Source organism: Lederbergia citrea (genome assembly GCF_018343525.1).
Taxonomy (GTDB): domain Bacteria; phylum Bacillota; class Bacilli; order Bacillales; family Bacillaceae_C; genus Lederbergia; species Lederbergia citrea.
The window spans coordinates 790,666-816,286 of the sequence record NZ_JAGYPH010000001.1; the positions used below are offsets into that span (position 1 = coordinate 790,666).

Sequence of the window (25,621 nt, forward strand, 5' to 3'; positions counted from 1 at the left end):
ATTCACTTTCTGTCAAAAAATATCATGACAAATAACAGGGAGTGAATGTAATGGATGTTAATCGAGTAAAGCAAATTCTTTCCTCATCAGCAGATATAGAAGTTAAATATAAGGGCGTTTCTGTATGGATAGATCAAGTAAATGAGGATGGGAAAATGGCAACCGTTCATTTACGAGGTCCTCTTGAAGAAAGATCCATTGTAGAAATATCAGAGTTGGAAGAACGCGAATGAAATTAATATATGTAAATGGACAAAAGTAAATGGTATACACAAAAAGGATAGGGTATTTTTCTTTAAAAGAAAAATACCCTATCCTTTATTTTTTAAAATTAGAAAGCCATATCACCATCTTCAAAGTTAAATTGCCATTCAATTCCAAACTTATCTGTAACTTGGCCATAGCATTTACTCCAAAAAGTTTCTTGAAGTTCCATGCCTACAGTGCCGCCTTCTTTAAGCTTATTAAATGTTGATTTAACTTCATCCAAATCATCACTGACAAATGCAAGACTTATGTTATTACCTACGACAAATGGCATTCCAGGAAACGTATCAGAGAACATAACATTACTTCCACTAATATTAAGCCGTGTGTGCATGACTAAATTTTTTGCTTCCTCCGGAAGAGGAAATTCAGGATTAGGAGGCGTTTCTCCAAAAGTCATTATTTTAGGTTTTTCTTTCCCAAATACTTGGGCGTAAAACTCTACTGCTTCACGACAGTTTCCATTAAAATTAAGATAAACATCAACAGCCATTAGCACCACTCCTTGGTTTTGAAATGTTAATCATCGGAAAACACTTTTACATAATATAACATTTTACCTAACTAATCAAAAGGTATAACCCAAAAAAAGACAGATGAAAGCATGAACTATAAACAAGTCTTTTTTATGAAATTTCATATAATAATATTCTTTCAATGTTGAGTAATGGTAAACTAACATGTAAATACATAAAAAAGCGAGGATTAAGATGATAAAAGCAATTTTTTTCGATTTAGATGACACACTTCTTTGGGACCAAAAAAGCGTAAAGGAAGCCTTTGTAGCCACGTGTAAAGTTGCGGAAGAGCGATATGGCATAGACTATCATGAGCTTGAAGAAGCAGTACGTGAAGCGGCAAGAAACCTATACTCTACATATGAAACCTACTCCTTTACACAAATGATAGGGATTAATCCATTTGAAGGATTATGGGGGAATTTTTTAGATGATCATGATCAGTTTAGAAAAATGAAAGAAATCGTCCCGACATATCGTAAAGATGCATGGACAACGGGTTTAAAAACTATGGGGGTAGATGATACTGATTTTGGATATGAATTAGCCGAACGATTCCCAGAGGAACGGAGGAAACTACCATTTGTGTACGATGAAACATTTAATGTTTTAGATACACTAAAAGAGAATTATCGACTTTTACTTTTAACAAACGGTTCCCCAGACCTACAGAATACTAAGCTGACGATAACGCCAGAGCTTACTCCTTACTTTGACCAAGTTGTTATTTCTGGAGGATTTGGAAAAGGAAAACCTGATCCCTCCATTTTTGAACACGCGTTATCGCTTATGTCCCTCCAGAAAGATGAAGTGATCATGGTAGGCGATAACCTCATGACCGACATTCTTGGTGCTAATCAGGCCGGAATAAAATCTGTATGGATTAACCGTGAGGACAAAGAACGGAATGAAGTTATTCCAACATTTGAAATTCAGCATTTAGAAGAGCTTTTTCCTATATTAGAGAATCTAAACTCAAAATAAAATTTAGGGTGTTTTAGAAAAAAGGGAGGGATTCTAATATGTACGAACTTAAAACAAAAGAAACGGACAGTAGTGTTATCGAGTTTATTGAAAGTGTCGATAGCCCCAAGAAACGTGAGGATGCATACAAGTTATTAGATATTTTTACTGAATCTACTGGTTATGAAGCAAAGATGTGGGGACCAAGTATTATTGGATTTGGTTCATATCATTATAAATATGAATCCGGTCACGAAGGGGATGCACCACTAGTTGGTTTTTCACCTCGAAAAGCCAAAATCAGTTTGTATTTTGCGACAGGTGACACAAAACGAGAGGAATTATTGAAGGACTTTGGCAAACATACATCAGGGAAAGCCTGTGTGTACATCAATAAAGTTGCAGATATTAATGTCGATGTTTTAATAGAGTTGATTAAGCAATCTGTATCGTTTTTGAAAAAAACATATCCAAATAATTAAGTATTCTTTGAAAAATACTCCAAAAGGAACATTTGTTCTATTTGTATTTAATGGTATAATAAAAAAGCAATAGAAAGATTGCTCAAGAGTGGTTGGCACATCCCCGATTGAAAGGGGGTGATGCTATTGACAGTCTATCAGGCATTAATGTTTGCAATTGCGTTTGCAAGCTTAATCATTGCTGTCCTGTCATTTAACCATAAAAAATAACCCACCCTTGAGTATGGAGAGCTCGAGTGGATTATTTTCCCAATGAGTGCCGACCCCTTAAAGGGAATCTGCTATTGCATTTCCGCTTCGATGTTACAGCATCGAGGCGGTCTTTTATTTTATGATTTCCTTAATAATACCATACCTTAAAAAGAATAAAAAATAAACATTTGATTGTGGTTGTAAAACTAATCCACCTTCAATTACCGATAGCTTTATTTAGTGTTTTTCTTTTTGGCTGCGTTTTCAAGTTTGGTTTTTGGCTCTTGTGCGAATTCCGTATCCCCGTAACCTTGCGGGGTTACACTAGTAGCTTTTTTTCCTTTATTCGTCCCTCTATTATTTCCGCTAGGACTTCTTTTGTCTTTAGCCATCATACTCGTCCTCCTTTGTAATTCTTTAATTTGGTCAAAAGTAGTGTTTCCAAAAAAGAATAATCCAATCAGTTCTTCAAAAGAAAGATAACACGCTTTTTTGTTTCATCGGTATGTAATAAAGCAAGCCGCTGAATAAACTTTTTCATTCAGCGGCTTCGGTTAAAGTTGATTATTTTCAAAATTACAATCTTTCAATGGGATTAATTTTGTTTTGTATTTTACTTTATAGAACAGCCAAACGATTAAGAATAGAGGTAAGCCGATATAGGAAACAAATACACTATGCCAATCAATTTCGCCGCCTATAAAGGCTTGAAAATTTTGACCTAAAATAATGAAAGTACATAGGATCAACGCAAATAAGGGACCGAATGGAAACCATTTTGCACGGTATGGAAGATCGTTTATATCTCCACCTTGAGCGATATAGGCTTTGCGGAAACGGTAATGACTAATTGCAATGCCGAGCCATGTAACAAATCCAGCCATTCCTGAAGCGTTTAACAACCATATATAGACTACACCATCTCCGAAGAAAGTTGATAGGAATGCAAGGGAACCAACTAAAGTTGTTACGATCAAGGCATTAACTGGTACTCCTCTTTTATCTAATTTTCCTAAGAATTTTGGTGCTTTTCCGTCGCGTGCTAAATCCCAAAGCATACGAGTGGATGCGTACATTCCAGAGTTACCAGCAGATAATACTGCAGTTAAAATGATTGCGTTCATTACTGATGCAGCAAAGGCAAATCCTGCACGTTCAAAAACGAGCGTGAACGGGCTTACGGAAACCGCATCACTTAATAAACGTTCATCCGTATATGGAAGAATCAACCCAATAACGAAAATTGATAAAATGTAAAAAAGAAGAATTCGCCAAAATACAGAGTTGATCGCTTTTGGGATTGTTTTTTCAGGATTTTTTGTCTCTCCAGCGGCTACCCCAAGTAATTCGGTCCCTTGGAATGAGAAGCCTGCTGCCATGAAAACTCCAAGAATCGCGAAGAACCCACCGTTGAATGGTGCATCCTCAATAGTGAAGTTTGTAAAGCCGATAAATTCCCCTCCCATAATACCGAAAATCATTAAAAATCCAATAATAATAAAGATAATGACCGTAACGACTTTAATTAGAGAAAACCAGAACTCTGCTTCTCCAAACCCTTTGACAGACAGGTAGTTAAAGCCAAACATAATCAAGAGTGCAATTCCACTCCAAATAAAGGAAGGACTTTCTGGAAACCAAAATTTCATTATTAGTACAACTGCAGCAAGTTCAGCGGCAATCGTAATCGCCCAGTTATACCAGTAATTCCAGCCAATTGCAAAACCAAATGCTGGATCAACGAATTTCGTGGCATACACTTTGAAGGAACCGGCAACCGGCATGTAGGCTGCCATCTCTGCAAGACTTGTCATTAAGAAGTAAACCATAATACCGACAGCTGCATAGGCGAGTAATGTTCCTCCTGGTCCGGCGGTATGAATCGCCCCGCCACTTGCTAAAAATATTCCTGTGCCAATTGATCCCCCAAGAGAAATCATCATTAGGTGGCGTGCTTTAAGCTTTCTTTTTAATTGAGTTTGGTTTGTTGTCGTTGGTGTATTCGCCAATATTCTTCTCTCCTTTTCTATGATGGAAGATTTATGATCAAATAAATAAAAACAGCCAGTCGAAAAAGATCGACGGCTGTTTTTTAAGTCCGTTTAATCCTTCCGAAGATAGCCCTCCACGTTAAAATCACGTGACAGTAATGTTCCTTTTCGAATACATCACCAGCATGGATATACAATGAATCTATCCAAACTTCGGCAGCTTATCCTTTCAAACGGAGTCATAAATTTCATTGAATCTCGCCCGCTCTACTCTTATAAACCGCAGCCTCTACCCCATCGGTGAATGGGAATATTTAATTAACAATAGTAGTATAGTAAATTGTGATCAATCTTGCAATGGTTTACTTTGTATTTTTACTCTTCAAAAGTGTTGGAATCGTTGAATAAACAGTAGGGAAGAGTCCGTAAAGAAAAGTTATATTAAAATAAATTTGAGTGCGAATCCAGTGGATAAAATTATTCTCTAATATTGATATGAGCAATCATAATAGAAACAAAATGTTAAGGAACAATAAGTGGGGAAGAAATAAAAAGTATAAAAAGTGAGGTACTATTAATGAAAAAGTATGCACTGTTATTTCTTTGTCTTCTTATCTTAATTGTCCCATCACAAGCATTTGCGGAGCGAAAAGTACCAATTTTAATTTATCATTCAATCGATGAGTTTACTGGTCATGGTTCTAAAGAGTTATATGTAACTCCGAAGAATTTCGAGGAGCAAATGATTTATTTAAGGGATCATGGCTACACATTATTAACTTTTGAGCGTTGGCAAGATATTGATAAGGTTAACAAACCTATCTTCATTACGTTTGATGACGGATACAAGAACAATCTTAATGTATTTACTACCTTTCAAAAATTGAAAACCGATCAATTTCATCCGTCAGGCACCTTTTTTGTGATTTCTGACTTTATCGGGCGCTCAAACCGATTGTCAAAATCAGATTTAAAAATGTTGGCTATTTCCGGATTAATCTCAATCCAGTCTCATACTGCCACACATCCTGATTTAACGAAAATCAAAAATTACGAATATGAACTAAAAGAATCCAGCGATAAAATTCAACAAATCACGGGAAAACCAGTTATTGCTCTAGCATATCCGTACGGAAAATACAATGACAAAGTTATAGCAGAAACGAAGAAATCCTATCAGTTCGGACTAACGACAATACCAGAGCCATTTTATGAGAAAGGCACTAAAAACGAACGCTATCTTTTACCGCGCATCTATGTTAAGTATTCCACTACTATTGAGGAATTTGCAAAGATCGTTGATGGTCTATAATTTTTTATAAAACTTCCGCCCAGTAATCAGAACCTCTTTAGGTTTGAAAATTATTGTTTATTGTTTTGGGTCTCGTTTTGATGTATTTTTTCAATTTGTTGAAATAGATTTTTATTGGTTTTATTGGAGCTTGGCAATGTTTGTGGCTCGATATCCAATTTTTTTGCTATTAGGTCGATGGCTTGTTTTAATGAGTCAAATTCCTTTTTTGTTACTTGGGCATGTTCCGGATATAATTCTACACCCATATATCCGCTTACCTCAAAAGTAGCATGTTTTACTTTTGTAATATCAGCTATTTTCTGCATACGTAATTGCATCTTCAAATCATCTTCAGTCATACGAGCACGTTTTAAATTCTTAGGAATTATTTTACCGTCTTCGATAATTAATATCGGCTGACCTATAATCCATCGTTTTGAACAGGGGAAATAAATTTGCAGATAGGAAAGAATTAATGATCCTATAATTAACAATAATCCGCCGTAGCCAACTAGCCAAGAGTTTTCTGATTTAAGAGGATTAACTAAAAGTGTTCCTAACGAAATCATAACCACGGATTCGATGACAGTCATTTCCGAAAATGCGCGTTTTCCTAGAATTTTCAATAAGACAAAAGAAGTTATCAAAAATATTAATACTTTTAATACGTATGGCACAATATCACCTTCCATTAACATATTCATTCGGGGAATTAATTAAATGTTTCATGTTGGTCGTTATTTTGTCCTCATTAAAGAAACCAATTCTAAAAATAAATAATGTTTCATTTACACGAAAAGTCCTATCTATGCGTAGTAGCTACCTCCTTTTTTTGTCATAAGCACGTGACTATTGTGGTGTTTTGTTGTTAAAAATCGAATTTTAATTCAAATTATGTATAATAACTAATGGGAGAATAATAGATTCAATTAAGGGAGGATAATAGAATAATGGAATGGACATTAGCCATTTTGTTCGGTGCAGCAATTTTGCTGCTCATTTTGTCGTTTATTAAATCAAAGCAATCATCTTCAAAAATAGAGCAACAAATGGATCAGCTTTCTTTTTCATTAATGGATGAGGTATATGAGTTACAACAAAAAATTCGAAACGTTGAGATAGATGCTGAAATTACAGCACAAGAAGCTGGTATTTTGGCGGGTTCTTCAAAGCGACGAATTTTATTAAGAGATGCGCTCGACTTACATAAGCGTGGTTACTCATTTGAAAGCATTGCAGCGAAAAATCAGCTGACCAAGAATGAGATAGAACACTTGCTTGCCCCTTACATAAAAACAAAGGAAGAAAGGAGCAAAGTTGCCAATGACATCTAAATCTATCCGCAGCTTTGCCGGAGGACTTATTATCGCAGCAAGTACGTGTGGCGCAGTATATTTCTTTGGTCCGAGTGAAGCAACGAGCACTCAGATTGTGGAAGAAAAACCATCGGAAGAAGAGATGAAAAGTTTGCTAACTTCAGAAGGCTATGTCATCTTGACAGAAGAAGAGTGGAAAAATCAACTTGCTGCCGTTGAAACCGTTGAAAAGAAAACGAAAGAAGTTATAAAAGAAACGGTGATATACCGTACAATGCTGTCTGTGTCTTCTGGTATGACAAGCATTGATGTTGGTAGGGCCCTTGAGAAGGCAAAAATCATTGATAATGCCAAGGAGTTTTTTAATAAAGTTGAAAAGAAAGGTTTGTCGAAAGCATTACGACCTGGCACATATGAGGTAGAAAGTGATATGACGATGGACGAAGTAATATCCATTATCTTTAAAAAATAACAAGATAAGTTAAACCTAAATATGAAGTAAGTGTGCGAATGAAAAATTCTGCACACTTTTTTATTTGTGAGATATCTTTCATTTCTATATAATATGAGGGATTAGTGGAAGGGAAAAAGGAGAAGTACTTAAATGAACGTAAAAGATGTTGATTGGCGTTTTAAAATAGCGCATAAGGAAGCGTGGATCGGACTAAGCTTGGCTACCATTCATTTTCTTTGGTGGTATGGGTTTGCTTATGGGTTGGGGAAACGTCCTGTAGATGAGTACACCTATCTATTCGGATTGCCGGCATGGTTTTTTTATAGCTGTGTGGTCGGTTTTGTAGTTATGCTTATCCTGGTTTCAGCAGCTGTAAAATTTTTATTCAAAGACATTCCGTTTGACTTTGAGGAAGGTGATTCTCATTGAACTTTCAAGTAATCCTTCCTCTTTTGTTTTTTCTTGTAGTAATTTTCATTGCTGGAATTTATGCAGCTAAATATGTGAAGTCATCAGAGTCATTTTTACAGGAGTATTTCCTTGGAAGTAGGCAATTAGGTGGATTTGTTTTGGCGATGACGATGATTGCTACTTATGGAAGTGCAAGCAGTTTTCTAGGAGGTCCAGGAGCTGCCTATCATTACGGGCTTGCGTGGGTTTTACTGGCAATGATACAGGTTGTCACAGGTTATTTTATTTTGATGGTGCTCGGAAAGAAATTTGCTATTATGGCAAGAAAATATCAGGCAGTCACTTTGACCGATTTTTTGAAGAGTAGGTATAACTCTCATTGGGTAAGCGTTCTGTCAGCTGTCAGTATCATTATTTTCCTTTTTTCCGCGATGACTGCGCAATGGGTAGGGGGAGCAAGGCTGATAGAATCAGTCGTCGGTGTTTCCTATACAACTTCTTTATTCATTTTTGCAATTTCGGTTATGGTCTACGTAATCATTGGTGGGTTTCGTGCTGTAGCCATTACGGACAGCATACAAGGAATAATCATGCTCGCGGGAACAATCATCCTTGTTGTTGCAGCGATTATCGCCGGTGGTGGTGTGGAGAATATTATGGCTGAACTAAAAGCTGAGAATCCCGATTTATTAAGCCCATACGGTTCTGATCGAAGCTTAACACCATTATACATTTCTTCTTTTTGGATTCTCGTCGGTGTAGGTGTCGTCGGGCTTCCGCAAGTCTCAGTCAGGGCTATGTCTTATAAAAATGCCCGAGCCATGCATAGAGCCATCATCATTGGTACAGTAGTGATTGGAATTATCATGCTCGGTATGCATTTAGCAGGGGTTTTCGCTAGGGCGATCATTCCGGGCATTACTGTTCCAGATACTGTAATGCCCACTTTGGCACTTTCAATCTTGCCACCATGGGCAGCAGGAATTGTCCTGGCAGCTCCGATGGCAGCCATCATGTCAACAGTGGATTCCCTACTTTTACTCGTTGCTTCTGCCATTGTAAAAGACTTGTATGTGGGGTACGTGAACCCAAGGGCAGAGATTACAAAAATAAAGATGGTTAGTTTTTGGACGACTGCCTTAATTGGTGTAGCCGTGTTTCTGTTAGCCATTCATCCTCCTGAATTGCTCATTTGGTTGAATTTATTTTCTTTTGGAGGGCTTGAAGCAGTATTTATCTGGCCGATTGTACTCGGGTTATATTGGCGTAAAGGTAATAAATACGGAGCCATAAGTTCAATGGTTGCAGGCATGGGATCGTATATTTATTTTCATTTGTTTATACCGAACGCTTTCGGCATGCATACTGTAGTTCTACCCGTCATAATATCATTTTTCGTTTTTGTCATAATTTCTTTGGTCACAAAAAATGACTCGATTTAGATGATCGGGTCACTTTTTTGTTTATTTATTTCATTTTGGTGGGATTATCGTACACTTTCACACGTATTTGTAAAATCTATAGAAAAATCATTCCACGATCGGCTTCATATCAATTGCTTTAGGATCATCTTCCGGTTTTATCGCTTTAAATGCAAGGAGGGCAGCGATAATACTGAGTCCAGTTAGAAGAAATATCATATCTGTAATTTTCCCTTTCATTAACAAAGCGATTATTGGTGGGCCGGCAGCAACTCCTGCAAATCGCATGGAACTAAATATAGACGTAATCGTTCCCCGCATTTCCTTTTCAATACTCTGCGTCAATATGGCATCTAAGCACGGAAGCGCAGCGCCTATTCCGATCCCACAAAATAAAAATACGATAATCAAATAAATAAACTGATCTGAAATCATCGTTGCAGCTACAGCCGCTCCGGCTAATACAGTTCCTGAAAAAGTAATCCATTTCATTTTTATTAAACTGTCTTTAATTATTTTTCCGGCAGTGAATGAAGCGATACACAATGCGGCGAGAGGAATTGCTAATAAGAAGCCCTTTTTTACCCCATCGTAATGATATTTATCTTCAAGGATAGAAGATAAATAAAAAAGTAACCCAAACAAAATAAACATTAAAATTGCCCCGATAATAAAAACTGCGATAAGCCACTTCCAATGCTCCGTAAAAATTTCTTTTGTATTTTTGACAAATCTTCCAAAGCTGAGCTCGTGTTTATCATCCTTCGGCTTTTTTACAAGGAATATGATTAATAGTAATGAAATAAGACTAAATATAGGAATGGCGAAAAACGGAAGAAACCATATGAAACCAGCTAAAACCGAACCAAGAACAGGGCTTAAAACCTTTCCAAAAGTGTTAGATGTTTCGATTATTCCTAAGGAGCTACTAACATCTTTTTCACTTTTAAACAAATCTCCAACAAGGGGCAGGACGATTGGAAATGCTCCAGCTGCACCAATTCCCTGAAGGACTCGGCCAATAATGATCCACATGAATGCTGCCTCCATTTGCCATGACGCCCAGCCAGCGACAGCTCCTCCGATTCCTGTGATGATTAAGGAGGGAATCATAACCATTTTTCTTCCAAACTTATCCGAAAGAAAGCCTGCAATGGGAATAAGGAGGATGGCGACAACGGAATAAACAGTAATAATATAGCTGGATTGAAGCTTTGTGATATCTAGTTTCTTTTCCATTAAAGGCAAAATTGGGATAAGCATGGAATTTCCTAGTGTCATGATAAGAGGAATGGAGGCAATGGATACGATTGCCCATTTGTTTTTTCTTACATCGCTGCCTGATTTTAATCGTGAGTCATGTTCATTCAGTTCCATGGCTATTTCCTTTCAAACATAGTAAGCTTAATATTCACTGTATTAATTTTTTTATCCTCACTGAAGTGAATAAGAAATGAGGGATATTAATGATTATTAAAGCAATAAATGTCGGAAGACCCCAATTAATAAGCAATCAATACGGCCAAACTTTCAAATCTGGAATTAGGAAAAAGTCTGTTCAATCAGTTCTCCTTCATAAACAAGGATTTGATAATGATGGAGTCGCTGATTTGAATAATCATGGAGGGGAAGACCGTGCAGTTTGTTTTTACCCATTTGAGCATTACTCATGGTGGGATGCTACTTTTGGCAAACAATTAACGATCCCTGCATTTGGTGAAAACGCTACAGTAACAAATATGTTAGAAAGCGAAGTTTGTGTAGGTGATATTTACAAAATGGGTGATGTGCTCGTCCAAATCACTCAAGGACGAATTCCTTGTTCAACAATTGATCGCTTTAACCAAGCGAAGGGGATGTTTAATGAAGTAATCCGGACGGGGAAAACGGGTTTTTTTGCTAAGGTTCTTGAGGGTGGCGTTGTAGAAGCGGGAACTATGCTTGAGTTACAGTCACGGCCCCATCCAGATATTACAATTGCAGAGATTCATCGTTTATTCTTCCATGCCCGAAATGAATATAGTAATATTACGAATGTATTATTGATCCCAGAACTTGCTGAAGCGATGAAGGAGAAATTTCAGAAACTTTTGCCAAAAGAGTATTCTTAATATTTTTCAGATATAGAGATTTCTGTGAATTGAAAATCATCACTTTTAGGAATTTTAATTTCTAAAATACCATCCTTTACTTGAGCGGTAGCTCCTTTTTTTTTGACTAAGCAGGGAAGAGTAATCACTTTTCGGCTTCCTTTTTCTTGCATATTTTCCACAATGGCTTGATTCGAAGTGTGAAAGATCTTCATATTTTCTAGAGAAACATCAGCAGGCAACGAAATCCTGACAAATACATCGTCAAAGGTTTCAAAAACATTGACTTGAAAATCAGTTTGCGACGACGGTTGACTTTGGGTCCTCTCGGTATTGAATGGATTTTGGGTTGTTTCCATTGGAGAAGGGACAAGTTTTTTCATCATTTCTTGTACATAGGAATGAACATCACCATTGTTCATTTGTTCGGTCATTTTTTTTATTTGATCGTTAAAAGGAAACATTCCCCATGGAATCATCTTTAATCCTCCCATCTTTACCATTTCATAATATGTATATGCGGGATATTAGATAGGTGGGAGTCATTGGTTATTCAGTTTTTTTTATGTTACTTAAACAATAAATGCAAAACCATTGGTTTTTTTAGTTAATAGTAGTAAGATTATATATGGAATTTTCCGATTGACTTTGCATTCGACAAAAACTGCTAAAATCAATTTGGAAATGGATGTTTACTCTTTATCTTGGTGCTTTACAGTGATAAAATGGCTGTAAGCGTTTTTTGAAACGTTTATGAAATACATATTTTTCTTGTTACTGTAAATCAAAAATATTATGGTTGAAATGGTGGAGGCGTATCACAAATGAGTAAAGAAGCTTCATATCAAGGAACACCATGGCAAAACTTTTCCGGGCCTAACCTTGGATATGTAATTGAAGTATATGAACAATATCTTGTTGATCCTAATAGTGTAGATCCGGAGTTAAAAGAACTATTTGATCAATGGGGTGCGCCATCTCCTGCGGGCGAAGAAGAAAATACAAAGGGGCAAGCAGATGTTTCTTTCCAGATGCCAGCAAATCCGGATATGTATAGCAAGATTGTCGCAGCAGTAAAAATTGCTGACAATATTCGTACTTATGGACACTTGGCTGCGGATATTAATCCCCTAAATGATAAGCAAAAAGAAATTAGAAGAATTGAACTAGCCGAATATAACTTAACTGAGGAGGATTTAAGGCAAATTCCTGCCTCGTTTATTTCGCCAAACGCACCTTCAAATTTAAAAGATGGTCTCGAAGCCATTAACCATTTAAAAAAGGTGTATACAAAAAAACTAGCTTTTGAATATCATCAAGTTCATGATTTGGAAGAAAAAAATTGGCTTCAACAACAAATTGAATCAGAAAGCTTTTATCCATCTTTGACAAAAGAACAAAGAATGAGTTTATTGACTCGCCTTTCGGAAGTTGAGGGCTTTGAGACATTTATTCACCGTACTTTTGTAGGCCAAAAGAGATTCTCGATTGAAGGTCTGGACACACTTGTTCCTCTCATGGATCAAATAATTAGTTCTACAGTGAAAACAGGGACCAGAACCGTAAATATCGGTATGGCTCACCGTGGCCGTTTGAATGTCCTCGCGCATGTATTAGAGAAACCATATAAATTAATCTTTTCCGAGTTTCAGCATGCTCCGAATAAAGATTTGATTCCTTCAGAGGGCTCTATTGGTATTACATACGGATGGACAGGGGACGTGAAATACCATCTTGGTGCAGATCGTCGGTTAAAGCGGGGCAGTACGGCAAACACAAGAATTACGCTTGCTAATAACCCAAGCCACCTTGAAGTCATCGGACCAATTGTTGACGGCTACACTCGTGCGGCTCAGGAAAATCGGAACAAACCTGGGTATCCTGACCAAGACATGGCTAATTGTGTTGCTATTTCTGTTCACGGGGATGCTGCATTTCCAGGTGAAGGAATCGTCCAGGAAACTTTAAATATGGGTCGATTGAATGGCTATAATACTGGTGGCACTATCCATATTATTGCAAATAACATGATTGGATTTACGACAGAGAGCTCGGATTCCAGATCAACAAAATATGCTTCCGATGTTGCTAAAGGATTTGAAATTCCTATCGTACACGTGAATGCAGATGATCCAGAAGCCGTAATTGCCGCGGCGGTTCTCGCTTATAACTATCGTCAGAAATTCCACAAAGACTTTGTGATTGATTTAATTGGCTACAGAAGATTCGGTCATAATGAAATGGATGAGCCTATGGTTACAAATCCATTAATGTATAAGATTGTGAAAAATCATCCAACAGTAAAGGAAATTTATGCCGAACGCTTAATTGAAAAAGGTGTAATTACAAAAGAAGCCGTTGCTGAGATTGATGAAGCGATCCAAGCAAGATTACAAACAGCATATGATGCAGTATCTGGAAAAGAAAAAGACCTAGATACCGCAATGAACCCGCCTGAATATGTAATGAATCGTTTGCAGAAATTGAACACGAATGTACCTGAAGCTGAATTAAAAGCGATTAATAGTGAACTTTTGAAGTGGCCTGAAGGTTTTAATGTTTTTCAAAAGCTAAGTCGAATCTTAAAACGAAGGGAAAACATCTTTGAAAATGAAGGTAAAATTGAATGGGCGCATGCAGAATCGCTTGCTTTTGGTTCCATATTGAAGGATGGTACACCAATTCGTTTTACCGGTCAGGATTCCCAGCGTGGAACTTTTGCCCAAAGAAATCTTGTGTTACATGATGAAACAACGGGTGAAGAATACATTCCGATGCATAATATTTCAGGCGTCAATTCTTCATTTGTCGTATATAACAGCCCATTGACAGAAGCTGCAGTTGTTGGCTTTGAATATGGCTATAACGTGTTCGCACCCGAAACACTTGTCATTTGGGAAGCGCAATTCGGTGATTTTGCCAATATGGCACAAGTTTTCTTTGATCAATTTATTTCTTCGGGCAGGGCGAAATGGGGTCAAAAATCAGGACTTGTTATGCTTCTTCCACATGGATATGAAGGTCAAGGGCCTGAGCACTCTAGTGGACGTATGGAAAGATTCCTTCAAAGTGCGGCTGAGAACAACTGGACGGTTGCAAACTTATCAACTGCTTCCCAGTACTTCCATATATTGAGAAGACAAGCTGCTACGCTGGAAAAAGAAGGGGTTAAACCACTTGTCATTATGACACCAAAAAGTTTGCTTCGCCATCCACTTGCTGCAGCGGAAGTGAAAGACCTTACAGAAGGCAGCTTCCAACCGGTACTAGAACAAGCTGGTCTTGGGGAAAATCATAAGGCTGTGGAACGCATCTTGCTTTGTAGTGGGAAGGTCGCTATTGACTTAGAAGAGCATTTGAAGAATGAAGACAATTTAGATTGGATTCACATTTTACGAGTGGAAGAATTGTATCCATTCCCGAAAAAAGAGATTGAAAATATATTAGCACGTTATTCAAACGTAAAAGAACTAGTTTGGGTGCAAGAAGAACCGAAAAACATGGGCGGATGGATGCATGTTGATCCATATTTGAGAGAATTGGCTCCTGCCGGAGTAGAAGTGAAGTATACAGGCCGTCGCAGACGCTCAAGCCCTTCTGAAGGTGATCCAACTGTTCACAGAAAAGAGCAAAATCGCATCATTCAAGAAGCATTTATAAAATAATACCTTTTTACAAGCAACTGTTGCAAATAGCTATAACTGAAAAATGGATCGGATATATTAGAGGAGGATTTAAAAGTGGCTGAAATTAAAGTGCCTGAATTAGCAGAATCAATTACTGAAGGCTCCATCGCACAATGGCTAAAAAAGCCGGGCGATTTTGTGGAAAAGGGAGAATATATTGTTGAACTTGAAACAGATAAAGTAAACGTTGAGGTCATCTCGGAAGAGGCCGGCGTAGTAAAAGAATTGAAAGCAGCTGAAGGTGACACAGTTCAGGTTGGCGAAGTTATTGCGATTGTTGAAGCGGGTGGCGCTTCTGCTGGGAGTACTTCTGAACCTGCTGTTGAACCTGCAAAGGAAGAGAAAGCCGCTGATATAGTAAAAGCTGAGCCGAGTCCTGAACAAGCTGATTCTGAAAAGAAAGAACGTACTATCGCTTCACCTGCCGCGCGTAAGCTGGCGAGGGAAAAAGGAATCGATTTAAGTGAAGTTCCAACTGTTGATCCGCTTGGTCGAGTACGTAAACAAGATGTCTCGTCATTTTCCAATCAGCCTCAGCAGGCACCTGCACAAGCTGCTCCGGCACCTAAAGCAGCAACTCCTGCTGCAAATCAAGAGTCTGGGAAGCCAGTAGAACGCGTACGTATGTCTCGCCGTCGCCAAACGATTGCAAAAAGATTGGTTGAAGTACAACAAAACGCGGCTATGCTGACAACTTTCAATGAAATTGATATGACAGCAGTAATGGATTTGCGGAAACGGAAAAAAGATAAATTCTTTGAGCAGAATGATGTTCGTCTCGGATTTATGTCATTCTTTACCAAAGCAGTGGTAGCTGCTTTGAAAAAGTATCCTTCCGTTAACTCAGAATTACAAGGTGATGAGCTAGTTCTGAAAAAGTTCTATGATATCGGAGTAGCTGTTTCAACAGATGAAGGCCTTGTTGTTCCAGTCATCCGTGATTGTGATCGCAAAAACTTCGCAGAAATCGAATCTGATATTCTTGGTGTTGCATTAAAAGCTCGTGACAACAAATTAGCTCTTAGCGACCTGCAAGGCGGAACATTTACAATAACGAATGGTGGAGTATTTGGATCATTATTATCCACTCCGATCTTAAATGGAACACAAGTTGGAATTCTCGGAATGCATACAATTCAAACACGACCTGTTGCCATTGATGCAGAACGTATGGAAAATCGTCCGATGATGTATGTTGCTTTATCATATGACCACCGTGTAATCGATGGAAAAGAAGCTGTTGGCTTCCTTGTAACAGTAAAACAATTGCTAGAAAATCCAGAAGATCTACTTCTTCAAGGATAATATCATTTATTATACAGCGATCATAATAGTGATAGCTCAAGACTGTAGACAAACTCGAAAAAACGAGTTGTCTACAGTTTTTTTATTTTTATAATGGATAGAGCGAGTTTTCCGAAGCTTACCACTCACTTTCCGCGGGGCGAGCGCCGAGCCGCTGCGTCGCTGCGCTCCTTTAGTCTCTCGGCTGTCTCGCAGATCCCGCAGGAGTCGAGCGGACGCTTCTCCAAACCAATAAAATCTATATTTTAAACAAATGAAAAGTCAACCAGATCGGTTAACTTTACGCAAAATATTATCCTATGGAAACTTTTAAATCATAAATCTCCATATATGTACTAAAAAACATTGATTGTTGACTTTTTAACATAGCAACCTTTTATTTGAAAGTGAGTATAAAGCAAAAGTAATAACCCCCTTAGGGTTTAGGGTATTATTTCTTTTTTCTTTAGGCTCTAAAGATTAAATATGGATTTAAGCAGGTTCCGTTGATTGGAGTGGAAGGCGGCAACTCCTGCGGGAAAAGCTCACCGACCGCCCGCGGAAAGCGTCCGCCTGGAGCGGAAATCAACATCCAAGTGCAACACATCTTTTTTTATTCATGAATGAGGAGGTAGGTCGAATATGCTGATATGAAGGAACGTAAAAGGAGGCAACCAATTTGGCATTAACATTAAAAGAGGCAAAATTTGAACATGAATTTTGGCTTCAAGTGCTGGGAGACCATTCAAGGTTTATCCTTGATTCCTTAAGTCCATCTGAAACAAAAGCCATAGCAACAGCAAAAAGATTAAAAACAGAATTTGATCATTTGTTGACTGAAGCAAGAAATTTAAATAATTTGCAAAGTGCTGCAAAAGTGACTCAGAGGGCTGAACTATTAGTCAAAGAACTAAAAAGTTTTAAGCTTTCATTACTGGAAAGACTGATCTTTAAAAAAGTTAAAATTCATCTTTCACCGACGTTTATTAACCACATGGTAAACGAACTTGAGGAATACGAACGTATCCTAAGTTATTTTCAAAGAGGAGAAGCGCCACCACTCACACACGAACTTCACCATCATTTACTATGGTTACTAGATGCTTCAGGGCATGCGGGTGCAATTGAAGATCAGTTGGATGCTACCGAAAAAATGTTAAGAAAGAGAAGTGAAAAGTTCACCCATCATTTTGAACATTTATATTTAAAGGCAGTCGAACTTGCTGGTTATTTACGAACAGAGGTTTATCAATTTCCTGCGTTAGGCCGTATGAACAAGGAAGCTAAATTAGAAATAGAAGCATTTCAAATGTTCTTAACGGAGATTTTAGAGCTCGACATTTCTGAACAAGTACTCGGAACGTTTCCGGCTTTAATGGCGGACCATATGTTTCGCGAAGAATGTTATTACTTAACTAAACTAGCGGAATCAACAAAATCAAAAAAACCTGATTGTGACCCGGCCGCGCCTAGGTATGAAAAAAAATAAACGATCGCGCCTAATCATGAGCTTACGCCTGAAAATAGCCCCTTAATTGAAAAGAATTAACCGATAAAAAAAGCGTGCATCATAATGTGCACGCTTGTATGGTCGTCTAACTCCAGCGCCCGGCTAACTTCAGTGGGCTTCATTAAGTAAGTTTAATAGAGAAGTTTTGAGACTTCACGGATTTAATAAGCCGCGTTTTCTGATCTCCGATTTTAACAATCTAACTACTTCAATACCATGATCATTCTTTTTCGCGTCTCGATAGGCTGCAACAAGCTGTTCATTACTCATGATTTTCATTGCTAGCAAAACCCTCCTCGTGAAATTGAATTATTCTCTATATTCAACTATTCTACATTCTTTGAATAAAAAAGGAAAGCATTATCTTTTAATTTTTATGAAAAAATGCAGCGATTCCATTTTAGGAATGCTGCATTTTTTCATAAATAATTACTTCATAGAAATCCAAATGCTTTTTACTTCCGTATAATTGTCCAAGGCGTAAGATCCCATTTCACGGCCAAGCCCTGATTGCTTATATCCGCCAAACGGTGACGCAGCATCAAACACATTATAGCAGTTAACCCATACTGTTCCAGCACGGAGTCGGTTGGCGATGTAGTGGGCGTTGGCTACATCACGAGTCCATAATCCAGCAGCAAGGCCATAGTCACTGTTATTAGCCCGATTGACAACTTCATCTAAATCATCATACGGCAATGCGGCAATAACAGGACCGAAGATTTCTTCTTTAGCAATGCTCATTTCGTCATTGACATCCGCAAATATCGTCGGTTCAACAAAATATCCTTCATCGCGCGGCTTTTGACCCCCGGTTAGAAGCTCTGCCCCTTCATCAATGCCTTTTTCTATATAGCTCAACACACGGTTTTGCTGCTCTGACGAAACAAGTGGTCCCATTTGTGTATCTTGTTCGAGGCCTGCCCCTTGTTTGATACCTTTGGCATGTGAAGTCATATCAGCGACAACATTATCAAAATGTTTCTTTTGAATAAAGACACGGGAACCAGCACAGCATACTTGACCTTGGTTAAACATGACACCGTTCAATGCTCCAGGTATTGCTTTAGTTAAATCGGCATCAGGTAAAATAATGTTAGGAGATTTACCACCAAGCTCAAGCGTTACACGCTTAAGGTTACTGGATGCTCTCTGCATAATTAATTTCCCAACTTCTGTAGAACCTGTGAAGGCGATTTTATCCACTTCCGGATGATCGACAAGCGCTTGTCCAGCAGATTCTCCAAAACCAGGAACAATATTAACTACTCCGGGCGGGAATCCAGCTTCCTGGATAAGCTCCGCTAGCAATAAGGCAGAAAGTGGTGTTTGCTCAGCTGGTTTTAAAACGGTTGTACAGCCAGTGGCTAGAGCTGCCCCCAATTTCCACATTGCCATTAATAATGGGAAATTCCATGGGATAATCTGTCCTACGACCCCAACTGCTTCGTGGCGTGTATAGTTGAAAAACGGCCCGGCAACTGGAATGGTTTGTCCAGTAATTTTCGTTGTCCAGCCTGCGTAATATCTCATATGTTCAATGGCTAATGGAATGTCTGCATTCATCGTTTCACGAATTGGCTTCCCGTTATCCAGCGTTTCCAATTGTGCCAATACTTCTTTATTTTCTTCCATTAAGTCAGCAAGCTTATACATAAGCCTCCCTCTAGAGGAAGCACTCATTTTTGCCCATTTTCCTTCATCAAACGCTTTTCGTGCTGCTTTCACTGCACGGTCAATATCCTCCTCACATGCTTCATATAAAGTAGCGAGGGTTTCTCCAGTGGCCGGATTTGGAGTGTCAAATGTTTTTCCAGAAACACTCTCAACAAACTCTCCGTTAATAAATAGCTTTTTAGTTCCTTGAAGAAAACTTTGTATTTTGTCGTTAACATTCAGCGTAACTTGGCTCATTGAATTCCTCCTAAAATAGTAATAATTTTTCCAGAGAGAATCTATCAGGCGGATGAAGACGCTTACAAACACTATTTTAATAGTCTACTCTAGAATATTCAACCAATACTTTTTGATTGATTCTGATATTATTTTACAATTTATCTAAGTATTCGACAAAATCATTGGAGTTGTATGAATATTACCATTATATTTACTTTACTAATTTCACAAACATAGATTAATATATATGTAATATTACTTTTATTAAAAAAACTATAAAGTTCGGAGGGAAAATGAATGTTTAATGAAAGAATGGCGCTGAAAATGAGATTGGAACAAATGAATGATGCGGAAGAGCGACTACTGAAAGAATTGCAAAAGGAAAGAGGGTATATTTTTAATAGACTGAGAGAGTTAGATGAAAGAGAGAAAGCTACAGATACTTCAGAGCAAGTTCATTATTTAGAATCTACAAACTCCTTTATTGAAGGGCCAACTGAAGATGCGCTTGCCGATCAATCAAAAACAAGAAAAGGGCGTCCATCAAGACGGAGTAAAACAACAAAAATGAGAGAATCGGCGATTGCCATCATGAAGGAACATAATTCTCCCATTCGAGGATCAGAATTACAGAAAAAAATTGAAGATCGAACAGGATTTCGCATTGCTAATATGACTACCTTCATGAAAACGATCGAAAAAGCAGATGAGAACATTATTAAAGTAGGACGAGGCTTATATTATTACCAACAAGAAAATCAAACCATCTTTTTAGGCCAGGATTTAACTGATGTTGTTGAACTGAATACAAAAGAATTGTAAGGCTTGCTGCTCGCAGAGGGTGTCCTATAAGTATAATTTTTAGGGCCCTTTTTTTGCTTGTGCATCTTTGAAACGTGTCTGTTGATTTCCGCTTCAGGCGGACGCTTTCCGGGGGGCGTGCGGTGAGCTTCCTCGTCGCTGCGCTCCTGCGGGATCTCACCTGTCACGCTAATTCCTCAGGAGTCGCCGCCTTCCGCTCCAATCAACGGAGCTTGCTAAAAATCTACATTCGAGCTTAATAGAGCCTAAATTAAAACTTATTCTGTAAGTATCCATTTAGATGAACATGCAGAACAGACAAAATTTCAATAAAGCGATTATTTTAAAGAAAAGTCGAAAGAACGGTACAAAATAGAAGCTAAAAATAGTGAAATTTTACAGTAAATCTAAAAAGAATATTTATATTAATTGATTAAAATAAAAAGAAAAAAACCTAATTCATAAAAAAAGACTCTAAAATCATATATTGAATTTTAGAGTCTTTTTGGTTACTTCCATTACAAAAATGAATGAGTAAATAGAATAGTAAAATGTAGCACATTGTTGGTTTGGAGAAGCGTCCGCTCGCCCCGCGGAAAGCGAGCGGTAAGATTCGGAAAACCTAATCTATCCAATATAAAAATAAACATACTAAGACAACTTGTTTTTTCGAGTTTGTATAAAGGCTGAAAGCTTGCTATTTGCAAGCTTTTTTATTTTTTTATTTTAGCTTATTTTTTGTTAAAATAGATGAGAGCATAAAATAACTTTCACCACGAAAGAAAGGATTACCTATTATGAAAACAATCGAGTTACCAAACGATATAGAAAAAATCATTCGCGAACGACATTTAACATTTTCCAATATAGATGAAGATATGATTTCTAATGGTGGATTTGAAGCAGCAGATGAGCATTTATTATTAGATGCAGTGATTGCATTATCACTAGGAAAGAATGTCTTATTAAAAGGTCCTACAGGTTCAGGGAAAACAAAGCTTGCCGAAACATTATCCAATATTTTTAAGCAACCGATGCATAGTGTTAATTGTTCTGTTGATATGGATGCAGAGGCTTTGCTTGGATTTAAAACAATTGGACAAGAAAGCGGTCTAAATAAAATTGAATTTGTACCAGGGCCGGTAATTAAGGCGATGAATATGGGCCATCTTTTATATATTGACGAAATAAACATGGCAAAACCTGAAACATTGCCGATTTTAAATAGTGTTCTTGATTATCGTAGAATGGTTTTTAATCCATTTACTGGAGACGTGGCAAGGGCAAAGAAAAGTTTTGGCGTAGTTGCAGCAATCAATGAAGGATATGTTGGAACTGTACCGTTAAACGAAGCATTAAAAAATAGATTTATAGTCCTTGATGTACCGTATATACAAGGTGATGTTTTAAAAGGCGTCCTTATGAAGGAAAGTGGATTACAAGATCAATCATTGATTGATAAATTCGTCCTTTTATCCGAGGATTTGATTATTCAAGTTCGTAATGGACAGATTCCAGAGGAAGCAGCTTCTATACGTGCATTGATTGATACATGCGATCTCGCCGCTTATTTACCTCCTCTCCGTGCAATTCAACGTGGTATAGCAGACAAACTTGAAGAGGAGAGGGAGAAGGCAGCAATTATGAATATTGCGGCAACCCTGTTTGTATAAGGAGGAGGATCAGCATGTACCGATTCATCAATTTTAACGATGAAATCATTGATTCAATGCTATTGATGGAATTATCGGATCTGTCCAAGACTCTTGCCAGAAATCCCGAATACGAGGCGGATTTTCGTGTTCATTCCTATTTAAGTAAAAGTGAGAAAAAAATATATGTCAGTCATTTTTGGAATCATCGTTCGGATCAAGTGATGGAATTCGGAATGAAGAGCGATGTCTTTTTAAGAGCGTTAGGTAATCATTCATTTACGGATTATCAAGCCGTAAGCCGATATATAAAATGGTGTGAAAGCACTAAAATTCCACGCTTTGCAATCCAACTTTTCACCCTTGCTGAAGACCTACGCATTGAAGAGCGTTGCAAAAAGATTAGGCCGGGTATGGGTAAAGAGTTTCGGATTAGACGTGAGACTTATTTAAATTATTTTGATTCACAAATGAAGGTTAATTTAGAAAAGAGCCTATTTATTGATGCATTATTTAATCTTGTTTATAAAATCATGAATACGCAAATGCCATTTTTCCATTTGCCGCGATTTAATGAAGATATAGATCGAATTTTACCTTTATTTCGATCAAAGGTAGAGAATTTCTTTGAGGCTGCCACTACAAATGAAATAACTACTAATTGCAGGGCAATTATACTTTTAATAGAGAATTATATGAAGCGTGATATGCTGAACGAATATTTCCACCTTCCTACATCAGAAATTGGGATGGAGGAAGGATTGGATTACAATGATTTATTAAGGAAAGATCCTCTCAATAATGCTGATGTTGCAGACGAAAATTCCGATGGGGACGAAACGGTCTTTGATGAAGAAATGAAGACGTGGCATCGGGAAACAAGCAGTCCGGGTAATACCTTTCTTCAATTTGATTTAGATCAAGGCACACAAACTGACATCTTGGCTGATGAAGCAAGGGAAGGTGAACCAGGAGATCAGGCGCTTGCAATTGTTCAAGGATCGGCCAGAAAAAGTACAAAAAAGGATTTCTCAGAATTAGATGTAATTGAGCAAAAGGAAAATGATAGCGGAGAGGGAATCGCTCCCTATGGAAAAGAAAATAAAAATGCGGAAGCTATTTTTTTAACGAATAATGAGCCAAACGCCGAACAAAGAAATCAATACAGTCATTATAAAAATAGCATCCTTCTTTATCAAAAAAAACTTAAGAAAACAATTGACCTGACATTGGAGCATAAAAAAATCAGGCCACGGTCCGGTTTGCATTTTGGCATTCTTGATAAAAAGCTCGTAAAATTCTTTACGGATGAACAGCCAAGGCTTTTTTATAAGAAAAATGAAGAGTCTAAAGAAATTGATGCTGCATTTAGTTTGCTTGTAGATTGTTCTGCTTCAATGCAGGATAAAATGGAAGAAACTAAACGCGGAATCGTCTTGTTTCATGAAGCGTTGAAATCAGTCGGTGTTCCTCATGAAGTTACAGGTTTCTGGGAGGATGCCAATGAGGCCAATACGGACTACCAGCCGAATTATTTTAAACGTGTTATCGGTTTTCCCGCGTCTTTAACATCTAAAGCGGGTCCGGAAATCATGCAGCTTGAACCGGAAGAGGACAATAGGGATGGGTTTGCAATCAGGATTATTAGTCAAAGATTGCTTGAAAGATACGAAAAACAAAAGTTTTTATTAGTTTTTTCTGATGGTGAACCTGCCGCATACGGGTATAGCCAAAATGGCATCGTGGATACGCACGAAGCTGTACTGGATGCCCGAAAAAGAGGCATTGAAGTATTCAATATTTTTCTCTCTACAAATGGCGTGGAAGAAGGGCAAAGAAAAGTTTTTGAAAACATATATGGACCATTCAGTATTATCGTTCCATCAGTGGACTTATTGCCCGATATATTATTTCCTTTATTAAAAAGATTACTTTCAAAATCTATATAATAAAAAAAGCGGAAGCACTAGGCGCTTCCGCTTTTCCGATTACCAGCCTCTACTGGCACCGCCTCCACCAGCTGAACCACCACCCCCACCGCGGGGGCCCCCAAAACCGCCTCCTCCGCCTCTGCCGCCTCTACCGCCGCCACGAGAAGCTGCACTTAAAATTCTAAGCAGCATTAAGGTTAATGCACCGCCGAAAAATCTAAAGTCGAGAAAGACGATTCCAAGGATAATCAAAGTAAAGATAATAACAGAAAATAGCGATGGTCCTTCGTTAGAACCATATTCATATCCTTGAGCTTCAGCTCGTTTATCCAGTTTATATTCATCGGAAACTTCATTAAAAAGCTGTTTATACGTATTAGTAATGGCAAGATCAAGCTTTCCTTCATCTAAATATGGTAAAGCGTAGCTATCTAAAATTCTGCCTACTTTACTATCGGGCAATGCGCCTTCCAGTCCGTATCCTACTTCAATCCTGATTTTCCGATCTTGTAAAGCGAGTACCAAGAGTACTCCATTATTTTTTTTTGCGCCTCCAAGTTTATACTGGCGAAATGCTTGGAGAGCGTATTCTTCAACAGGTATATTTTCCAAGTCATTTACAGTCAAAACTGCGATTTGTGCTTTTGTTTGATCATCAAGAAACGTACCAAGCTCAACTAACTCTTTTTTTTGCTCTGCAGTCATAATATTAGCAAAGTCTTGCACATAAATATCACCGACTGGAGCAGGCACACTTGCTGCATGTGCCTGGGTGCCAATCATAAATGAAACAATGAACGCAATCAAAGAAAAATTGAGAAGCGCTTTTTTCATTAATCCCCATTCCCCTCAAAGTCGACTTTAGGCGCTTCTTTTGCAGCTGCGTCAGCTTTGAAATACTCTTTTTGATCAAAACCGAAAATTGAGGCGACAATCCTTCCCGGAAACTGTTTCACTTTCTTATTAAAAACAGTCACTTGATTATTATAATCCATCCTGGCAACAGCGATTCTATTTTCGGTACCAGACAATTCATCTGTAAGCTGCGTAAATTGCTTGTCAGCCTTCAAATCTGGGTAATTCTCTGAAATGACAAGTAATCTGCTTAAAGCACTCGACAACGCAGCATCAGCATTAGCCTGTTCCTCTGGCCCCTTGGCGCCAACAAGGCTGGATCTTGCACTTGCAATATCTTCCATAACTTTTTCCTCATGCTTAGCATAACCTTTTACCGTGTTTACAAGATTCGGTATTAAATCCATCCTTCTTTGAAGTTGATTTTCAATTTGTGCATAGGTTTGGTTTACATCTTCTTCTGCATTCACAAAACCGTTGTAGCTTCCCATTAAAGGAATCAATATTATTGCTATTACCACTACGATTCCAAGTATTGCCCCTAAACCTTTTTTCATCATTTATCACTCCTCATAACATAATAGAACGAATGAAACGTAAAAAAGTT

26 protein-coding genes and 1 riboswitch are annotated in these 25,621 nt (G+C 37.9%); of the genes, 16 read left to right on the top strand and 10 right to left on the bottom strand.

Translation table 11 applies throughout. The features are described from left to right. Positions 1-50: 50 nt before the first annotated feature. Positions 51-233 carry an H-type small acid-soluble spore protein gene (locus tag KHA88_RS04085; RefSeq protein ID WP_213097036.1) on the top strand — a complete coding sequence of 61 codons (183 nt, stop codon included), beginning with the start codon at positions 51-53 and terminating at the stop codon, positions 231-233. A gap of 98 nt (positions 234-331) precedes the next feature. On the opposite strand, the gene KHA88_RS04090 is transcribed toward KHA88_RS04085, so the two are convergent. After that, positions 332-760, bottom strand: coding sequence for a VOC family protein (locus tag KHA88_RS04090; RefSeq protein ID WP_213097035.1), 429 nt, complete (start codon positions 758-760; stop codon positions 332-334). A 217-nt stretch (positions 761-977) separates the two neighbouring features. On the opposite strand from KHA88_RS04090, the gene KHA88_RS04095 reads away from it, so the two are divergent. From KHA88_RS04095 to KHA88_RS20825, 3 genes are all read left to right on the top strand, one after another. After that, positions 978-1,769 carry an HAD family hydrolase gene (locus tag KHA88_RS04095; protein ID WP_213106980.1) on the top strand — a complete coding sequence of 264 codons (792 nt, stop codon included), beginning with the start codon at positions 978-980 and terminating at the stop codon, positions 1,767-1,769. Positions 1,770-1,807: 38 nt separating this feature from the next. Beyond that, on the top strand, positions 1,808-2,230 hold the full coding sequence (locus KHA88_RS04100; RefSeq protein WP_213106981.1) for a DUF1801 domain-containing protein: 423 nt from the start codon (positions 1,808-1,810) through the stop codon (positions 2,228-2,230). A gap of 120 nt (positions 2,231-2,350) precedes the next feature. Further along, on the top strand, positions 2,351-2,440 hold the full coding sequence (locus KHA88_RS20825; protein ID WP_249305814.1) for a putative holin-like toxin: 90 nt from the start codon (positions 2,351-2,353) through the stop codon (positions 2,438-2,440). A 215-nt stretch (positions 2,441-2,655) separates the two neighbouring features. Here the strand turns inward: KHA88_RS20825 and sspL are convergent, their stop codons facing one another. Both sspL and KHA88_RS04110 read right to left on the bottom strand, forming a co-directional pair. After that, positions 2,656-2,814, bottom strand: a complete 159-nt coding sequence (gene sspL, locus KHA88_RS04105; protein ID WP_213097032.1) for a small, acid-soluble spore protein L — start codon at positions 2,812-2,814, stop codon at positions 2,656-2,658. A gap of 162 nt (positions 2,815-2,976) precedes the next feature. Next, positions 2,977-4,431, bottom strand: coding sequence for an amino acid permease (locus tag KHA88_RS04110; RefSeq protein ID WP_249305815.1), 1,455 nt, complete (start codon positions 4,429-4,431; stop codon positions 2,977-2,979). A gap of 101 nt (positions 4,432-4,532) precedes the next feature. Next, a riboswitch (Lysine riboswitch) is annotated at positions 4,533-4,713 on the bottom strand. A gap of 277 nt (positions 4,714-4,990) precedes the next feature. On the opposite strand from KHA88_RS04110, the gene KHA88_RS04115 reads away from it, so the two are divergent. Continuing rightward, positions 4,991-5,725, top strand: a complete 735-nt coding sequence (locus KHA88_RS04115; protein ID WP_213097031.1) for a polysaccharide deacetylase family protein — start codon at positions 4,991-4,993, stop codon at positions 5,723-5,725. A 50-nt stretch (positions 5,726-5,775) separates the two neighbouring features. On the opposite strand, the gene KHA88_RS04120 is transcribed toward KHA88_RS04115, so the two are convergent. Continuing rightward, complete coding sequence (locus tag KHA88_RS04120; protein WP_213106982.1) at positions 5,776-6,411, bottom strand: DUF421 domain-containing protein; 636 nt, start codon at positions 6,409-6,411, stop codon at positions 5,776-5,778. Positions 6,412-6,657: 246 nt separating this feature from the next. Here KHA88_RS04120 and KHA88_RS04125 point away from each other — a divergent pair, with 246 nt between their 5' ends. The 4 genes from KHA88_RS04125 (at position 6,658) to panF (ending at position 9,330) form a co-directional block, all read left to right on the top strand. Beyond that, positions 6,658-7,041 carry a hypothetical protein gene (locus KHA88_RS04125; RefSeq protein ID WP_213106983.1) on the top strand — a complete coding sequence of 128 codons (384 nt, stop codon included), beginning with the start codon at positions 6,658-6,660 and terminating at the stop codon, positions 7,039-7,041. Then, a complete protein-coding gene (locus KHA88_RS04130; RefSeq protein WP_213106984.1) occupies positions 7,031-7,495 on the top strand; it encodes an MltG/YceG/YrrL family protein in 465 nt (154 codons plus the stop codon). The genes KHA88_RS04125 and KHA88_RS04130 overlap by 11 nt, the downstream gene beginning before the upstream one ends. 132 nt (positions 7,496-7,627) lie before the next feature. After that, positions 7,628-7,906, top strand: a complete 279-nt coding sequence (locus KHA88_RS04135) for a YhdT family protein (protein ID WP_213097026.1) — start codon at positions 7,628-7,630, stop codon at positions 7,904-7,906. After that, complete coding sequence (gene panF, locus KHA88_RS04140) at positions 7,903-9,330, top strand: sodium/pantothenate symporter (protein WP_213106985.1); 1,428 nt, start codon at positions 7,903-7,905, stop codon at positions 9,328-9,330. Before KHA88_RS04135 ends, panF begins: the two co-directional genes overlap by 4 nt. An 87-nt stretch (positions 9,331-9,417) precedes the next feature. Here the strand turns inward: panF and KHA88_RS04145 are convergent, their stop codons facing one another. Continuing rightward, positions 9,418-10,686 (bottom strand): MFS transporter, encoded by a 1,269-nt coding sequence (locus KHA88_RS04145; RefSeq protein ID WP_213106986.1) that lies wholly within the window; start codon positions 10,684-10,686, stop codon positions 9,418-9,420. An 89-nt stretch (positions 10,687-10,775) separates the two neighbouring features. Here KHA88_RS04145 and KHA88_RS04150 point away from each other — a divergent pair, with 89 nt between their 5' ends. Next, positions 10,776-11,420, top strand: coding sequence for an MOSC domain-containing protein (locus KHA88_RS04150; RefSeq protein WP_213106987.1), 645 nt, complete (start codon positions 10,776-10,778; stop codon positions 11,418-11,420). On the opposite strand, the gene KHA88_RS04155 is transcribed toward KHA88_RS04150, so the two are convergent. Next, positions 11,417-11,878 (bottom strand): Hsp20/alpha crystallin family protein, encoded by a 462-nt coding sequence (locus tag KHA88_RS04155; protein ID WP_213106988.1) that lies wholly within the window; start codon positions 11,876-11,878, stop codon positions 11,417-11,419. The two genes, KHA88_RS04150 and KHA88_RS04155, sit on opposite strands and share 4 nt — an antisense overlap. Before the next feature lie 345 nt (positions 11,879-12,223). On the opposite strand from KHA88_RS04155, the gene KHA88_RS04160 reads away from it, so the two are divergent. The 3 genes from KHA88_RS04160 (at position 12,224) to KHA88_RS04170 (ending at position 17,858) form a co-directional block, all read left to right on the top strand. Next, on the top strand, positions 12,224-15,064 hold the full coding sequence (locus tag KHA88_RS04160; RefSeq protein WP_213106989.1) for a 2-oxoglutarate dehydrogenase E1 component: 2,841 nt from the start codon (positions 12,224-12,226) through the stop codon (positions 15,062-15,064). Between the two features lie 75 nt (positions 15,065-15,139). Next, positions 15,140-16,390: a 2-oxoglutarate dehydrogenase complex dihydrolipoyllysine-residue succinyltransferase gene (gene odhB, locus KHA88_RS04165; protein WP_213097020.1), complete on the top strand. Its 1,251-nt coding sequence runs from the start codon at positions 15,140-15,142 to the stop codon at positions 16,388-16,390. A gap of 658 nt (positions 16,391-17,048) precedes the next feature. Further along, complete coding sequence (locus KHA88_RS04170; RefSeq protein WP_213106990.1) at positions 17,049-17,858, top strand: DUF2935 domain-containing protein; 810 nt, start codon at positions 17,049-17,051, stop codon at positions 17,856-17,858. A gap of 174 nt (positions 17,859-18,032) precedes the next feature. On the opposite strand, the gene sda is transcribed toward KHA88_RS04170, so the two are convergent. Both sda and KHA88_RS04180 read right to left on the bottom strand, forming a co-directional pair. After that, positions 18,033-18,158, bottom strand: coding sequence for a sporulation histidine kinase inhibitor Sda (sda, locus tag KHA88_RS04175; protein ID WP_213097018.1), 126 nt, complete (start codon positions 18,156-18,158; stop codon positions 18,033-18,035). Positions 18,159-18,308: 150 nt separating this feature from the next. After that, positions 18,309-19,793 carry an aldehyde dehydrogenase family protein gene (locus KHA88_RS04180; protein WP_213106991.1) on the bottom strand — a complete coding sequence of 495 codons (1,485 nt, stop codon included), beginning with the start codon at positions 19,791-19,793 and terminating at the stop codon, positions 18,309-18,311. Between the two features lie 279 nt (positions 19,794-20,072). Here KHA88_RS04180 and KHA88_RS04185 point away from each other — a divergent pair, with 279 nt between their 5' ends. From KHA88_RS04185 to KHA88_RS04195, 3 genes are all read left to right on the top strand, one after another. Beyond that, complete coding sequence (locus KHA88_RS04185; protein ID WP_213097016.1) at positions 20,073-20,597, top strand: Rok-like winged helix domain-containing protein; 525 nt, start codon at positions 20,073-20,075, stop codon at positions 20,595-20,597. 776 nt (positions 20,598-21,373) lie between these two features. Beyond that, entirely contained in the window at positions 21,374-22,249 is an 876-nt protein-coding gene (locus tag KHA88_RS04190) for an ATP-binding protein (RefSeq protein WP_213106992.1), read from the top strand. A gap of 14 nt (positions 22,250-22,263) precedes the next feature. After that, positions 22,264-24,177 (top strand): vWA domain-containing protein, encoded by a 1,914-nt coding sequence (locus tag KHA88_RS04195; RefSeq protein ID WP_213106993.1) that lies wholly within the window; start codon positions 22,264-22,266, stop codon positions 24,175-24,177. A gap of 39 nt (positions 24,178-24,216) precedes the next feature. On the opposite strand, the gene KHA88_RS04200 is transcribed toward KHA88_RS04195, so the two are convergent. Both KHA88_RS04200 and KHA88_RS04205 read right to left on the bottom strand, forming a co-directional pair. Further along, entirely contained in the window at positions 24,217-24,993 is a 777-nt protein-coding gene (locus KHA88_RS04200; protein ID WP_213106994.1) for a TPM domain-containing protein, read from the bottom strand. Continuing rightward, positions 24,993-25,571, bottom strand: coding sequence for a LemA family protein (locus KHA88_RS04205; protein WP_213097012.1), 579 nt, complete (start codon positions 25,569-25,571; stop codon positions 24,993-24,995). The genes KHA88_RS04200 and KHA88_RS04205 overlap by 1 nt, the downstream gene beginning before the upstream one ends. Positions 25,572-25,621 lie beyond the last annotated feature (50 nt).